We start from the raw sequence: 15016 nt of genomic DNA, 5'->3' as shown, positions 1-15016 counted from the left end.
GTCGCTTGGGGAGGTGCGGATGGACGATCGGAGCGTGGTGGAGCCACCCGCCGGGCCTGTCCCGGCGCGGATCGACGATCCGAGGAGCTACGTTCTCGATCGTGCGCGCAGCGAGGTTCACCTCCTCCTCGACAACCTCTCGGCAAATCCGGACATGACGATCTTCGCGCTGACCGCGGCCAACCCGCCGCGAAACCTCGGCCGCGACTGGCTGGAGCAGGTCTGCCGGATCAGCTGGCCGCCGGATCCGCGCGATTCCGGCACCGCGCGTCAGGCCGAACAGGCGGCGCTGCTGATCAAGGTAAAAGACTATCTCAACAGCCTCGCCAAGCCGGCGAGCGGCGCGACCATCGCCTTCACCCTGATGGTCACCCAGGATCACGACGCGACCGAGCAGGCGGCCGGCGGCACGCCGGCCGGCGTGCAGGGCGATGACACGCCGTCGCGAAGCTCGCTCGCCTGCGAGGCCTATCCCGACCTCCTGCCCAAGGCGCGCGCCTTCCGCCGCTGGATGTACGGGATGGGACTGGCGCTGATCCTGATCCTGGCCGGGACCTGCCTGCTGTCCTGGTACGTCGCTGTCGGCAACGCCGCGCTCGCCGATCTCAGCGCGGCGGAGCGGAGCGTCGCGGCTGCGCAGAAACAGGTGATCGACGCGCGCTCCGCCATCGGCTCCGGCGCCGCTCAGGCCGCCGGTGGGCGCGGCACGGCCGCACCCGCCCCCGCGGAACCGACCGTGCTCGCCGCCGAGGCCGCCGCCGACGAGGCCGATGGCGCCGGCTATGTCGTCCATTATTGCAGCGCCGCGGCCCGGCAGGGCTTCGAGCGCAATGCCGAGCTGATGGAGGGTTGCATCGCCTTGGTCGGGAGCGTCGCGGTGCGCGATCGTATCCGTAAGGGACTCGACAATTGGGCCTGGTTCTGGGGCGATCAGGACACTGCGCGCTGGATGCTCAACATGCTGGGCAGCGCGGTCCTTCCGGTGCTCTACGGCTTTCTCGGCGCGGCGGCCTCGATCGTCCGCTCGGTCTCGCGCAAGATCAAGCTGAGCCTGCTCAGCCCGCGCGACCTCCAGCTCTCGATCCAGCAGCTTGCGCTCGGCGCCGTCGTCGGGGCCTGCATCGGCCTGTTCATCGCCGGACCGGACGACGGGGGCGGCACCGAGATGGCGCTGCTCGGGCCGGTCGCGCTGTCGAGCTCCGCCATCTCGTTCGTCGCCGGTTTCGGCGTGGAGGCGGTCTTCCAGGCGCTCGAGGCGCTGATCTCCCGCATCTTCAACATCGCTCCGGTGGCGGCCGGCCAGCCGGCGATCGCCGCCGCCGTCCACCCGGCCGCAGTTGCGGCGGCGCCGGTTCCCGGCGGCGCATCGCGCGACCTGCCGGACGACGGCCCCGCGCCCACTCCCGACGGCGGGGCCACCCGTCCGGATTCGCGCTTGCCTTGAGACCCAAAGGACGCTTGGGCGTTCAGGCACCGACGAGAGGAACGGGATGCGCTGGGCTCAAGGCTTCATTGCCGTCGACTGGGGGACCACCAACCGCCGCGCCTACCGGGTGGGCCGCGACGGCACCGTCGATGACGAGATGGAGGACGGCAAGGGCGTCCTTTCCGTGCCCTCCGGAGGTTTCGACGCTGCGGTGGGTGAGATACGCGCACGGCTTGGCGATCTGCCGCTGCTGATGGCCGGGATGGTCGGCTCGAACCGCGGCTGGGTCGAGGCGCCCTACGTGCCGTGCCCCGCCGGTCTCCCCGAGCTGGCCGCGCGGCTGCAATGGGTCGAGGCGGAGCGAACGGCGATCGTGCCGGGTGTCTGCTTCGCCGAGGGCGATGCGGCCGACGTGATGCGCGGCGAGGAGGTCCAGATCCTCGGCGCCTATGGCGAGGGGCTGGTGCCGGCGGACGGGATCGTCTGCCACCCCGGAACGCACAACAAGTGGATCCGCCTGGAGGACGGTCGGATCACCGCCTTCCGCACGGTGATGACCGGCGAGCTGTTCAACCTGCTCAAGGCGCATTCGATTCTCGCCGACCTGCTCGCTCTGCCGGCCGGCGTGAACGATGCGTTCGAGGCGGGGGTGAGGCGGGCGCTCGACGGCGGCGAGCTCACCGCCGAGCTGTTCTCGGTCCGGGCCCGGGTGCTGCTCGGCAAGACAAAGCGCGAGGACGCCGCATCGTTCACCAGCGGACTGCTGATCGGCGCCGACCTGCGCGCCGGCCTCGCCTTCGCCGGGGAAACCGGCCTGGTCGCGATGGGCCGGCCGGAGCTCACCGCCCTGTTCGCGGCGGCCGCCGCCGTGGCGGGCCGGCCGACGCGCGAAGTCGACGGCGAAACGGCGTTCCTCGCCGGCGCAATCCATCTGGCGGAGCTGCTGCAATGACCGATCCTCTCGACATCCTGAAGGCTCGACTCGCCGAATGTCCTCTGGTCGCGATCATCCGCGGCGTCACGCCTGACGAGGCCGAGGCGATCGGCGCCGCCATCCACGACGCCGGCATCCGGATCATAGAGGTGCCGCTCAACTCGCCCGATCCGCTCGCCAGCATCGCGCGGCTGGCGAAGAGCCTCGGCGACCGCGCGCTGATCGGCGCCGGGACGGTGCTCGACCCCGAGGACGTGGCGCGGGTGCGCGATGCCGGCGGCGGGGTGATCGTCTCGCCCAACACCTTCGCGCCGGTGATCGAGGCGACGGCCCGGGCGGGGCTTGTTTCCCTCCCCGGCTATTTCACGCCGTCCGAGGCGTTCACCGCGCTGAGAGCCGGCGCGCACGGGCTGAAGCTCTTCCCAGCCGAGGGCGCGAGCCCGGCCGTGGTGAAGGCGCAGAAGGCGGTGTTGCCGAAGGACGTGCCCCTGCTCGTCGTCGGCGGCGTCAAGCCCGACACGATGGGTCCGTGGATCGAGGCCGGTGCGCAGGGCTTCGGGCTGGGCGGCGGGCTCTACCAGCCCGGCCAATCGGCCGAGGAGACCGGTCGCAAGGCACGCGCTTACGTCGAGGGGGTGAAGGGCTGATGGACAGGATCAGGATCGCGATCGTCGGCTACGGCAAGATCGCTCAGGACCAGCACGTGCCGTCGATCGCGGCCAATCATCGGTTCGAGCTGGTCGCGACGGTCAGCCGCTCCTCCGGCGCGCCCGGCGGCATTCCCTGCTTCGGCAGCGTCGAGGATCTGCTGGCGAGCGGCCCGAAGGTCGACGCCGTGGCGATCTGCACGCCGCCTTCGGTCCGCTACGAGATCGCCCGCGTCTGCCTGGAAGCCGGGCTGCACAGCCTGCTCGAAAAGCCGCCGGGCGTCACCTTGGGAGAGTGCGAGGAGCTGGTGCGGATCGCGGGGGAGAGAAGGGTGAGCCTCTTCACCACCTGGCATGCCCAGTACAATCCGGCGGTGGAGGCGGCCGCCGAGCGCCTGAAGGGCGAGCGGATCGACACGATGCGGATCGTGTGGCGCGAGGACGTGCGCAAATGGCACCCGGGCCAGCAATGGATCTGGGCGCCGGGCGGCTTCGGCGTGTTCGATCCCGGCATCAACGCCTTGTCGATCGCCAGTCGGATCTTCCCCGGCGCGCTGATCGTCCGCGGCGCCGAGCTCCTCTTCCCGTCCAACCGCGAGACTCCGATCGCCGCGCGGCTGGCGATGGTGAGCCCCGCCGCGACCGGGGCGATCGAAGCCGAGTTCGACTGGCGGCACAGCGGCGGCGAAGCCTGGGACATCGAGGTGCGCACCGCCGCCGGCGAGACGCTGACGCTGAGCGAGGGCGGCTCGCGCCTGGCGGTGAACGGCGAGCAGGTGGCGGCGCCCGGCCATGGCGAATATCCCGGCATCTACGCCCATTTCGCCGAGCTGGTCGACGGCGGCACCAGCCATGTCGACCTGGCGCCGCTCCGGATCAGCGCCGACGCCTTCCTCCTCGGCAAGCGCGTGCAGGTGGAGCCGTTCGAGGACTGAGAGAGACTTGATCCTCCCTGTCAGCGCGGAGCGCTGATGGGGAGGATGGGCACCTAGCGCGGCAGCTTGCCGGCGGCGCGGTCGCGGATGACGCGGAGATAGCCGTCGACCAGCTCCTGGTTGACCTCGTCCCAGCCGTAGCGGCGGCTGATCTCGCAGCCGGCCTTGCCCGCCTCGCGCCGCGCCTCGCGGCTGGAGCAATAGAATTCGAGCGCGTCGGCGAAATGCTCGGCCTCGCCGGCGGGAACGAGGCGGCCGGTGACGCCGTCCTGGACCAGGCTGGCGCTGCCGGTGGCGATCGCGGCGACCACCGGAAGGGCGGCGGCCATCGCCTCGAGCGTGACGTTGCCGAACGTCTCGGTGACCGAGGGGTTGAACAGCATGTCCATCGACGCGACGGCGCGGCCAAGGTCCGGACCCTCCTGGAAGCCGGCGAAGACTGCGGCGGGGAGCCGCTGCTCGAACCATTCGCGCGCCGGGCCCTTGCCGACGACCAGGACCTTGTGGCGCACGCCGCGCGCTTCGAGACGGTCGATCGTGTCGGAGAAGACGTCGAGCCCCTTCTCCATCACCAGCCGCCCGACGAAGCCGATCACCGGCACGTCGTCCTCGATGCCGAAGCCGCGGCGCCAGGCGAGATCGCGCGCGTCCGGGTTGAACACGGCGCGGTCGATGCCGCGCGTCCAGATCCCGACATTGTAGTTCATCCGCTGCTCGAGCAGCAGCTGGGCCATCGAGTCCGAGGGCGCGAAGATCGCGTCGCAGCGGCGGTAGAAGCGCCGCAGGATTGCCTCCACGACCGGCTCCATGAAGGCCAAGCCGTAATAGCGCATGTAGGTCTCGAAGCGCGTGTGGACCGAGGCGACGGCGGGCTGGCCGAGCCTGCGCGCGAGGTTCACCGCGCCGTGGCCGAGCATGTCGGGACTGGCGATGTGAAAGATGTTGGGCCGGAACGCGGCGATGTCCTGCTTCACCGCGCCGGGGATCGGCAGCGGGAACTTGTACTCGGGCCGGCGCGGGATGGCGAAGGCGGGGATGGAGACGATCTCGCCCATTGGCGGCAACGCAGGCTCGGCCACGGTCGGCGAGTAGATGCGCACCGCCGCGCCCTGGCGGAGGAGATATTCGACGAGCCGGTTGAGCGCCTGGTTCGCTCCGTCCCGGACGTAATTGTAGTTTCCGCTGAACATGGCGATGCGGAGGCCGGTGACGTCCATGGGCGGGCGAATAGCGGCTTTGGCAGGGGAGGGGAACCATTGGGGAAATGCGGGTGGCGGCGCGTTTCGCGCGCTCCATCGCGTCGGTTCAGTCCTTGCGGCGCCCGCGGTTCATCTTCGCCCGGATCCGCGCGATCGCCGGCAGTATCATCAGCGCGACGATAAGCAGGGCGATGGCGATCTTCATGGGTGGCACTGTAGAGCCGCTCACCCGCCATGGAAACCCGACGGCTTCACCTATGCTCATCCTCCCCTGCAAGGGGAGGGTGAGTCCGGAGGCTGGGCTTCCCCCAGAAGGAAAAGCGCCCCGCCTCGGGTGAGGCGGAGCGCTTCCTTGTTCACTCAGGCTGTGCGCGGAGCTCAGCTCTGCAGATACTCGCCGGCGTCCGCATCGGTGCCGTGGCCGGTCGGGACCGCCTCGGCCAGCGGATCGTCGCCGATCGCCGCTTCGGGGCCCTGGGCCAGCTCGGCCGCATGCTCTTCCTCGGCGCTGTTCGGCGCGTACAGGCTCTCCTGCAGCGAGCGGTGCTGCGCGCGCAGCGCCGCGTCGCGGCTGGTGGCGGCGATCCGGTAGCGGTTCATGCCCGCGCCGGTACCGGCGGGGATAAGGCGACCGACGATCACATTCTCCTTGAGGCCGTCGAGCGTGTCGATCTTGCCCTGGACCGAAGCCTCGGTGAGCACCCGGGTCGTCTCCTGGAAGGAGGCGGCCGAGATAAAGCTGCGGGTCTGGAGCGACGCCTTGGTGATGCCGAGCAGCACCGGCTTGCCTTCGGCCGGACGCTGGCCCTTGGCAAGCTTGGCGTTGATGTCGCGCATCTCCTGCAGATCGACCTGCTCGCCGGCGAGCAGGGTGGTGTCCCCGCCGTCGGTGATCTCGACCTTCTGCAGCATCTGACGGACGATCGTCTCGATGTGCTTGTCGTTGATCTTCACGCCCTGCAGTCGATAGACCTCCTGGATCTCCGACACGAGATACTCGGCCAGAGCGACCACGCCGAGCACCTCGAGGATGTCGTGCGGATCCGGGCTGCCGCCGATCAGATTGTCGCCGCGCTTGACGAAATCGCCTTCCTGCACGTCGATGACCTTCGACTTCGGCACCAGATACTCGACCGGATCCGACCCGTCGTCCGGGATGATCGCGATCTTGCGCTTGGCCTTGTAGTCCTTGCCGAACGCGACGCGGCCAGAGACCTTGGCGATGATCGCATTCTCCTTCGGCTTGCGGGCCTCGAAGAGCTCGGCGACGCGCGGCAGACCGCCGGTGATGTCGCGGGTCTTGGCGGCTTCGCGGGAGACGCGGGCGAGAACCTCGCCGGCGGCAACCTGCTGGCCGTCCTCGACCGAGAGCATCGCGCCCGGCGCCAGCATGTAACGGGCCGCTTCGCCGCTCTGCTCGTCGAGGAGGGTGATGCGCGGACGCAGATCCTCCTTCGAACGGGCCGAGCCGCGGAACTCGGTGACCACGCGCTGGGCGATGCCGGTCGCTTCGTCGGTCTGCTCGGCGAGCGTCTTGCCCTCGACCAGATCCTGGAACTTCACGACGCCGCCCTTCTCGGTGATGACCGGCATCATGAACGGATCCCACTCGGCGATCCGGTCACCCTTGGACACGATGTGCCCATGGTCGACCATCAGATGCGCACCGTAAGGAATGCGGTGCGTCGCCCGCTCGCGGCCGTCCATGTCGACGATCGCCAGCTCGCCGTTGCGCGCCATCGCGACGCGGCGGCCGCGCGGATCGACAATCGTCGGCAGGTCGCGAAGCTCGATCGTGCCGTCCACCGAAGCCTCGAGGTTCGAGGTCTCGTTGAGCTGGGCGGCGCCGCCGATGTGGAAGGTACGCATGGTGAGCTGCGTGCCCGGCTCGCCGATCGACTGGGCGGCGATCACGCCGACCGCCTCGCCGATGTTGACCGGGGTACCGCGGGCGAGATCGCGCCCGTAGCACTTGCCGCAGACGCCGTGCTCGCTCTCGCAGATCAGCGGCGAGCGGATCTTGACCGCCTGCACGCCGATCTCGTCGATGCGGGCGGCGCCCGCCTCGTCGATCAGCTCGCCTTCCTTGGCAAGGACGTCACCCGACTTGTCGTCGACGATGTCCTCCGCGGGGGTACGGCCGAGGATGCGCTCGCCGAGCGAGGCGATGACCGCGCCGCCCTGGACGATGGCGCGCATCTCCAGCGCGTTCTCGGTGCCGCAATCCTCCTCGACGATCACGCAATCCTGGCTGACGTCGACCAGACGGCGGGTCAGGTAGCCCGAGTTCGCCGTCTTGAGCGCGGTGTCGGCCAGACCCTTGCGGGCGCCGTGGGTGGAGTTGAAGTACTCGAGGACGGTAAGGCCTTCCTTGAAGTTCGAGATGATCGGAGTCTCGATGATCTCGCCCGACGGCTTGGCCATGAGGCCGCGCATGCCGGCGAGCTGCTTCATCTGCGCCTGCGAGCCACGGGCACCCGAGTGGGCCATCATGTAGATGGAGTTGATCGGGGCCATGCGGCCGTTCTCGTCCTTGGGCTGCGCCTTGATCTTTTCCATCATGGCGTTCGCCACCTGGTCGCCGCAGCGGCTCCAGGCGTCGATCACCTTGTTGTACTTTTCCTGCTGGGTGATCAGGCCGTCCTGATACTGCTGCTCGTAATCCTTCACGAGCGCGCGGGTCTCGTCGACCAGGGCTTCCTTCTCGTGCGGGATGATCATGTCGTCCTTGCCGAACGAGATGCCGGCGCGGAAGGCGTGACGGAAGCCGAGGCCCATGATCGCGTCGGCGAACAGGACCGTCTCCTTCTGGCCGGTGTGGCGGTAGACGGTGTCGATGACGTCGCCGATCTCCTTCTTGGTGAGGAGGCGGTTGACGGTCTCGAACGGCACCTTGTGGCTCTTCGGGAGCGTCTCGCCGAGCAGCATCCGGCCCGGCGTCGTCTCGAAGCGCTTCATGTAGGTGTTGCCCTGCTCGTCGGTCTGCGGAACGCGGCTGACGATCTTGGAGTGCAGGGTCACCGCGCCGGCGTTGAGGGCCTGGTGGACCTCGGCCATGTCGGCCAGCAGCGCGCCTTCGCCCGGCTCACCCTCGCGCTCGAGCGAGAGGTAGTAGAGGCCGAGGACCATGTCCTGCGAAGGCACGATGATCGGCTTGCCGTTGGCGGGCGAGAGGATGTTGTTGGTCGACATCATCAGGACGCGCGCTTCGAGCTGGGCCTCGAGGCTCAGCGGGACGTGCACGGCCATCTGGTCGCCGTCGAAATCGGCGTTGAACGCGGCGCAGACCAGCGGGTGCAGCTGGATCGCCTTGCCCTCGATCAGCACCGGCTCGAACGCCTGGATGCCGAGGCGGTGGAGTGTCGGCGCGCGGTTGAGCAGCACCGGATGCTCGCGGATCACCTCGTCGAGGATGTCCCAGACTTCCTTGCGCTCCTTCTCGACCCACTTCTTCGCCTGCTTCAGGGTCATCGAGAGACCCTTGGCGTCGAGACGTGAGTAGATGAACGGCTTGAACAGCTCGAGCGCCATCTTCTTCGGCAGGCCGCACTGGTGGAGCTTCAGCTCCGGACCGGTGACGATGACCGAACGGCCCGAATAGTCGACGCGCTTGCCGAGCAGGTTCTGGCGGAAGCGGCCCTGCTTGCCCTTCAGCATGTCGCTGAGCGATTTCAGCGGACGCTTGTTGGCGCCGGTGATCGTGCGGCCGCGGCGGCCGTTGTCGAACAAAGCGTCGACCGCCTCCTGCAGCATGCGCTTCTCGTTGCGGACGATGATGTCCGGCGCGCGCAGCTCCATCAGCCGCTTCAGGCGATTGTTGCGGTTGATCACGCGGCGATAGAGATCGTTGAGATCCGAGGTCGCGAAGCGGCCGCCGTCCAGCGGCACCAGCGGGCGCAGCTCGGGCGGGATGACCGGGACGACGTCGAGGATCATCCACTCCGGACGGTTGCCGGATTCGAGGAAGCTCTCGACGACCTTCAGACGCTTGATGATCTTCTTCGGCTTCAGCTCCGACTTGGTCTCGGCCAGCTCCTTGAGCAGTGCCTCGCGCTCACCCTCGAGATCGAGGTCCATCAGCATCTGCTTGACGGCCTCGGCACCGATGCCGGCCGAGAAGGCGTCCTCGCCATGCTCGTCCTGGGCCTCGATCAGCTCGTCCTCGGTGAGCAGCTGATACTTCTCGAGCGGGGTGAGGCCCGGCTCGATGACGACGTAGCTCTCGAAGTAGAGGATCCGCTCCAGCTGCTTGAGCTGCATGTCGAGCAGCAGGCCGATGCGGCTCGGCAGCGACTTCAGGAACCAGATGTGCGCGACCGGGGCGGCGAGCTCGATATGGCCCATGCGCTCGCGGCGGACCTTGGAGACGGTCACCTCGACGCCGCACTTCTCGCAGACGATGCCCTTGTACTTCATGCGCTTGTACTTGCCGCACAGGCACTCATAGTCCTTGATCGGGCCGAAGATGCGCGCGCAGAACAGGCCGTCACGCTCCGGCTTGAACGTGCGGTAGTTGATCGTCTCGGGCTTCTTGATCTCGCCGAACGACCAGCTGCGGATGCGCTCCGGGGAGGCGATGCCGATCTTGATCTGGTCGAACGTCTCCGGCTTGGCGACCGGATTGGCGAAGTTGGTAAGTTCGTTCATCTCTTCATGTCCCTTTCAGGGGAAATCTCTTCGGCGGGAGCAGGCCCACCCCTCGGTCCCCTCCCGGATCGGGTCCCATCAAAGTGGTACTTTGATGGGGGCCAGTGGGAGGGGAGGGAGGAGAGGGAGGGGTCCGGTTACTCCGCAGCCTCCGCAAGGCCGTCGTCGTCGGCGAGGCTGTTCAGCTCCACGTTAAGGCCCAGCGAGCGCATTTCCTTGACGAGCACGTTGAAGCTCTCCGGAATGCCCGCCTCGAAGGTGTCGTCGCCCTTGACGATCGCTTCGTAGACCTTGGTGCGGCCGATGACGTCGTCCGACTTCACGGTCAGCATCTCCTGCAGCGTGTAGGCGGCGCCGTAGGCCTGGAGCGCCCAGACCTCCATCTCACCGAAGCGCTGGCCGCCGAACTGGGCCTTGCCGCCCAGCGGCTGCTGGGTGACGAGGCTGTACGGGCCGATCGACCGGGCGTGGATCTTGTCGTCCACGAGGTGGTGCAGCTTCAGCATGTAGATGTAGCCGACGGTCACCTTGCGGTCGAACGCCTCGCCGGTCCGGCCGTCGAACAGCGTCACCTGGCCGGACGGATCGAGACCCGCCTTCTCCAGCATCGCCGAGACGTCCGCCTCGCGGGCGCCGTCGAACACCGGAGTGCCCATCGGAACGCCGCTGACCAGGATCGAGGCCATCTCGATGATCTCGTCGTCCTCGCGGGAGTCGATCTCGGCGTGGTAATGATCGCCGTAGATGTCCTTCAGCTTGGCGCGGACCTGGCTCGCGTCGTTGGCGTCGAACTGCTCGGCGCGGTGCCGGATGTCCTCCAGCATCTCCGAGATCTGCTTGCCGAGGCCGCGGGCGGCCCAGCCGAGATGGGTCTCGAAGATCTGACCGACGTTCATGCGCGACGGCACGCCGAGCGGGTTGAGGACGATGTCGACCGGGGTCCCGTCCTCGAGGAACGGCATGTCCTCGTTCGGCAGGATGCGGCTGATCACGCCCTTGTTGCCGTGACGGCCGGCCATCTTGTCGCCCGGCTGCAGCTTGCGCTTCACCGCGACGAAGACCTTGACCATCTTCAGCACGCCCGGCGGCAGCTCGTCGCCGCGCTCGAGCTTCTCGATACGGTCCTCGAGCCGGCGACGGATCGCGGCCTCGGCGTCGTCATATTGCGCCTTCACCGCCTCGAGGTCGCTCTGCACGCGATCGTCCTTGACGGCGAACTTCCACCAATCGTGGCGCTCGACGCTCTCGAGCGTCTCGAGATCGATGTCGCCGCCCTTCTTGACGCCCTTCGGCGCCGCGGTGGCGGTCTGGCCCACCAGCATCTCCCGCAGGCGCGAATAGGTCGCGCGCTTCAGGATGGTGCGCTCGTCCTCGGCGTCCTTGCGGAGACGATCCTTCTCCTCGGCCTGGATGGCGCGGGTACGATCGTCGATGTCGATGCCGTGGCGGTTGAACACCCGGACCTCTACCACCGTGCCGGCGACGCCCGGGGGCAGGCGCAGCGAGGTGTCGCGGACGTCGGAGGCCTTCTCGCCGAAGATGGCGCGGAGGAGCTTCTCCTCCGGCGTCATCGGGCTCTCGCCCTTCGGCGTGATCTTGCCGACCAGGATGTCGCCCGGCTCCACTTCGGCGCCGATGTAGACGATGCCGGCCTCGTCGAGGTTGCGCAGCGCTTCCTCGCCGACGTTCGGAATGTCGCGGGTGATGTCCTCCGGCCCGAGCTTGGTGTCGCGGGCCATGACCTCGAACTCCTCGATGTGGATCGAGGTGAAGACGTCGTCCTTCACGATCCGCTCGGAGATCAGGATCGAGTCCTCGTAGTTGTAGCCGTTCCACGGCATGAACGCGACGAGCACGTTCCGGCCGAGGGCGAGCTCGCCCATCTCGGTCGAGGGGCCGTCGGCGATGACGTCGCCGGCGTTGACCACGTCACCGACCTTCACCAGCGGACGCTGGTTGATGCAGGTGTTCTGGTTCGAGCGCTGGAACTTCATCAGCGTGTAGATGTCGACGCCCGACTTGCCGGCCTCGATCTCGCCGGTGGCGCGCACGACGATGCGGGTCGCGTCGACCTGGTCGACGATGCCCGAACGGCGGGCGGCGATGGCGGCGCCGGAATCGCGGGCGACCGTCTCCTCCATGCCGGTGCCGACGAACGGCGCCTCAGCACGGACCAGCGGCACCGCCTGGCGCTGCATGTTCGAGCCCATCAGCGCGCGGTTGGCGTCGTCATTCTCGAGGAACGGAATGAGCGAGGCGGCGACCGAGACGAGCTGCTTGGGCGACACGTCCATCAGGGTGATGATGTCGCGCGGCGCCATCAGGAACTCGCCGGCCTGGCGGGCCGAGATCAGGTCCTCGATCAGGTTGCCGCTCTCGTCCACCTCGGCGTTCGCCTGGGCGATCGTGTGCTTACCTTCCTCCATGGCGGATAGGTAGACGACGTCGTTGGTCACCTTGCCGTCGACGACGCGGCGGTACGGAGTCTCGATGAAGCCGTATTTGTTGACCCGGCTGAAGCTGGCGAGCGAGTTGATCAGGCCGATGTTCGGCCCTTCCGGAGTCTCGATCGGGCAGATGCGGCCATAGTGGGTCGGGTGGACGTCGCGGACCTCGAAGCCCGCGCGTTCGCGGGTGAGACCGCCCGGCCCGAGCGCCGAGACGCGACGCTTGTGCGTCACTTCGGAGAGCGGGTTGGTCTGGTCCATGAACTGCGAGAGCTGCGAGGAGCCGAAGAACTCGCGCACCGCGGCCACCGCCGGCTTGGCGTTGATCAGGTCGTTCGGCATCACGGTCGAGACGTCGACCGAGCTCATCCGCTCCTTCACGGCGCGCTCCATGCGGAGCAGGCCGACGCGATACTGGTTCTCGAGCAGCTCGCCGACCGAGCGGACGCGGCGGTTGCCGAGATTGTCGATGTCGTCGATCTCGCCCTTGCCGTCCTTCAGGCCGACGAGGGTCTTCACCACGGCGATGATGTCCTCCTTGCGGAGGGTCGTCACCGTGTCCTCGACGTCGAGGTCGAGGCGCATGTTCAATTTGACGCGGCCGACGGCGGAGAGATCGTAGCGCTCCGGATCGAAGAACAGGCCGGCGAACAGGGCATCGGCGGTCTCGCGCGTCGGCGGCTCGCCGGGGCGCATGACGCGGTAGATGTCGGCGAGGGCCTGGTCGCGGTCCTCGGCCTTGTCGGCCTTCAGCGTGTTGCGCATCCAGGCGCCGGTGTTGACGTGATCGATGTCGAGCAGCTCGATGCGGTCGATGCCGGCGCGGTCGAGCTTCTCGAGGTTCTCCGGGGAGACCTCGTCGCCGGCCTCGATGTAGATCTCGCCGGTCTTCTCGTTGATCAGGTCATAGGCCGAGTAGCGGCCGAAGATCTCTTCGGTCGGGATGACGAGCTGGGTGAGCCCGTCCTTGGCGGCCTTGTTGGCGGCGCGCGGCGTGATCTTGGTACCGGCCGGGAAGGCGACCTCGCCGGTTTCGCCGTTGACGATGTCGAACGCCGGCTTCTGGCCGCGCCAGGCCTCGGCGACATAGGGGATCTGCCAGCCGTTCTTGCCGCGGACGAAGGTCATCCGCTCGTAGAAGGTGTTGAGGATCTCCTCGCTCGACATGTCGAGGGCGTGGAGCAGCGCCGTGACCGGCAGCTTGCGCTTGCGGTCGATGCGGACGTTGACGATGTCCTTGGCGTCGAACTCGAAGTCGAGCCACGAGCCGCGGTACGGAATGACGCGGGCGGCGAACAGATATTTGCCCGAGGCGTGGGTCTTGCCGCGATCGTGATCGAACAGCACGCCCGGCGAGCGGTGCATCTGGCTGACGATGACGCGCTCGGTGCCGTTCACGATGAACGTGCCGTTGTGCGTCATCAGCGGCATGTCGCCCATGTAGACGTCCTGCTCCTTGATATCGAGCACGGAGCGGGTCTCGGTGTCCGGATCGACCTCGAACACGATCAGGCGCAGGGTGACGCGCATCGGCGCGGCGTAGGTCATGCCGCGCTGGCGGCACTCCTCGATGTCGTACTTCGGCTCTTCCAGCTCGTAATGGACGAAGTCGAGCTCGGCGGTGCCGGCGAAGTCGCGGATCGGGAAGACCGAGCGCAGGGTCTTCTCGAGGCCGGAGACGTAGCCGTCCTGGGGCCGCGAGCGCAGGAACTGCTCGTAGCTCTCGCGCTGAACCTCGATCAGGTTCGGCATTTCGGAGACTTCGTGGATGTTGCCGAAGATCTTGCGGATACGCTTGGAGGCCGTCGAGCGCGTCTCGGGGGCCTGGGGAGCGGTGGTCGCCATGGAGGTTTTTCTCGCCTTCGCGTCAGGAATTGGGCGCGCATCAAGACGCAAAAAGCCGCGAGTCCCTTGAGGCGAGACCGCAGCTTCAGCGTCCAGAAACCCCGCTTGCTCAATGCGTTGAACGCGCTGCGCGACGGCGCGTCCTGTTCCGATGCGAGTGGGGTGTGAGCGCTATTTAGGAGCCGGGGCATCGAGGGTCAAGGGGCGAGGGACGATCGGGACGTTCGCTCCGGCCGGCGCGCCGCTCCTTGGCCGGTCGCTCATCACGATCAGCGGCCAAACTCGAGCATCGGGAACTCAGCGGCTTCTCGCCGCGATCATTGACCGTGAGCCCATGCCGAGGCCCCGACGCACCGTACGGTCGAAAGGCCGGGTGCGCCGTCGGCGAGAGGCTCGTGCCGAGGGCCGGGGAGCAACCGCGGCACGGGCGAAGCGTTGTGCAGGAATGCAGTCGGCGATGTTCGAATGACGCAGGACGACGCGCAACGGGAGCAGGCAGCGAACCGATCCGGCGACGCGGCGGACGCCGATTCTGCGTGGCTTCTGGAGATGCGGAAGGTCATCGAGGCGGAGCCGAAGAGATCACCGGAGCGCACCTATGTCGAAGGGAAAGGACGCGGACGACGCTAGCTGGTGGTGGGCGGTCCGCCAGCCCTGGCCTCTCCTGGCGAGCATGTTCGCGATCCTCGCCATCGCACTCGTCCTCACAGGCTCCTGAGCGAGGCGCGCGCGACGGTGACTCTCGCGCGTTCGACCACCGAATGCCTTGTTCCCGACCACCAATATTTTCCGTCCACGCTCGGCCATCGTTCGGCCCCCTGTCATCGCCGCACCCGAAGGCACCGGTCTTGCCAGGTCGCAAGGAAGTTGACGGCGGGGTGGGCGGGCCCGCGTCGCGGCGGCGTGACGACGACGCGGCAACCTCGCCGATGGGCG

7 protein-coding genes are annotated in these 15016 nt (G+C 67.8%); 4 read left to right on the top strand and 3 right to left on the bottom strand.

Features of this window, described 5'->3' with window-relative positions:
- Positions 1–19: 19 nt before the first annotated feature.
- The 4 genes from E2493_RS09080 to E2493_RS09065 are packed head-to-tail and all read left to right on the top strand — an operon-like array spanning position 20 to position 3942.
- Positions 20–1444 (top strand): hypothetical protein, encoded by a 1425-nt coding sequence (locus E2493_RS09080; RefSeq protein WP_135085937.1) that lies wholly within the window; start codon positions 20–22, stop codon positions 1442–1444.
- Between the two features lie 46 nt (positions 1445–1490).
- Positions 1491–2378 carry a 2-dehydro-3-deoxygalactonokinase gene (locus tag E2493_RS09075; RefSeq protein ID WP_135085935.1) on the top strand — a complete coding sequence of 296 codons (888 nt, stop codon included), beginning with the start codon at positions 1491–1493 and terminating at the stop codon, positions 2376–2378.
- Positions 2375–3007, top strand: a complete 633-nt coding sequence (locus E2493_RS09070; RefSeq protein ID WP_135085933.1) for a 2-dehydro-3-deoxy-6-phosphogalactonate aldolase — start codon at positions 2375–2377, stop codon at positions 3005–3007. Before E2493_RS09075 ends, E2493_RS09070 begins: the two co-directional genes overlap by 4 nt.
- Entirely contained in the window at positions 3007–3942 is a 936-nt protein-coding gene (locus tag E2493_RS09065; RefSeq protein WP_135085931.1) for a Gfo/Idh/MocA family protein, read from the top strand. Before E2493_RS09070 ends, E2493_RS09065 begins: the two co-directional genes overlap by 1 nt.
- A gap of 53 nt (positions 3943–3995) precedes the next feature.
- Here E2493_RS09065 and E2493_RS09060 read toward each other — a convergent pair whose 3' ends face one another.
- From E2493_RS09060 to rpoB, 3 genes are all read right to left on the bottom strand, one after another.
- Positions 3996–5159, bottom strand: a complete 1164-nt coding sequence (locus tag E2493_RS09060) for a glycosyltransferase family 4 protein (protein ID WP_135085929.1) — start codon at positions 5157–5159, stop codon at positions 3996–3998.
- A 360-nt stretch (positions 5160–5519) separates the two neighbouring features.
- Entirely contained in the window at positions 5520–9788 is a 4269-nt protein-coding gene (gene rpoC / locus E2493_RS09055; protein ID WP_135085927.1) for a DNA-directed RNA polymerase subunit beta', read from the bottom strand.
- Positions 9789–9925: 137 nt separating this feature from the next.
- Complete coding sequence (gene rpoB, locus E2493_RS09050; protein WP_135085925.1) at positions 9926–14080, bottom strand: DNA-directed RNA polymerase subunit beta; 4155 nt, start codon at positions 14078–14080, stop codon at positions 9926–9928.
- Positions 14081–15016 lie beyond the last annotated feature (936 nt).

The sequence above is a fragment of the Sphingomonas parva (ex Maeng et al. 2020) genome (genome assembly GCF_004564275.1).
GTDB classification, from domain to species: Bacteria; Pseudomonadota; Alphaproteobacteria; order Sphingomonadales; family Sphingomonadaceae; genus Allosphingosinicella; species Allosphingosinicella parva.
Note: the sequence above shows the minus strand (reverse complement) of the source record. Positions and strands in the feature narration are given on the sequence as shown.

What these genes read in the sequence shown, in the direction of transcription:
- E2493_RS09080 (WP_135085937.1), top strand. Translation starts at nt 20, where the DNA reads ATGGACGATCGGAGCGTGGTGGAGCCACCCGCCGGGCCTGTCCCGGCG.
- E2493_RS09075 (WP_135085935.1), top strand. Translation starts at nt 1,491, where the DNA reads ATGCGCTGGGCTCAAGGCTTCATTGCCGTCGACTGGGGGACCACCAAC.
- E2493_RS09070 (WP_135085933.1), top strand. Translation starts at nt 2,375, where the DNA reads ATGACCGATCCTCTCGACATCCTGAAGGCTCGACTCGCCGAATGTCCT.
- E2493_RS09065 (WP_135085931.1), top strand. Translation starts at nt 3,007, where the DNA reads ATGGACAGGATCAGGATCGCGATCGTCGGCTACGGCAAGATCGCTCAG.
- E2493_RS09060 (WP_135085929.1), bottom strand. Translation starts at nt 5,159, where the DNA reads ATGGACGTCACCGGCCTCCGCATCGCCATGTTCAGCGGAAACTACAAT.
- rpoC (WP_135085927.1), bottom strand. Translation starts at nt 9,788, where the DNA reads ATGAACGAACTTACCAACTTCGCCAATCCGGTCGCCAAGCCGGAGACG.
- rpoB (WP_135085925.1), bottom strand. Translation starts at nt 14,080, where the DNA reads ATGGCGACCACCGCTCCCCAGGCCCCCGAGACGCGCTCGACGGCCTCC.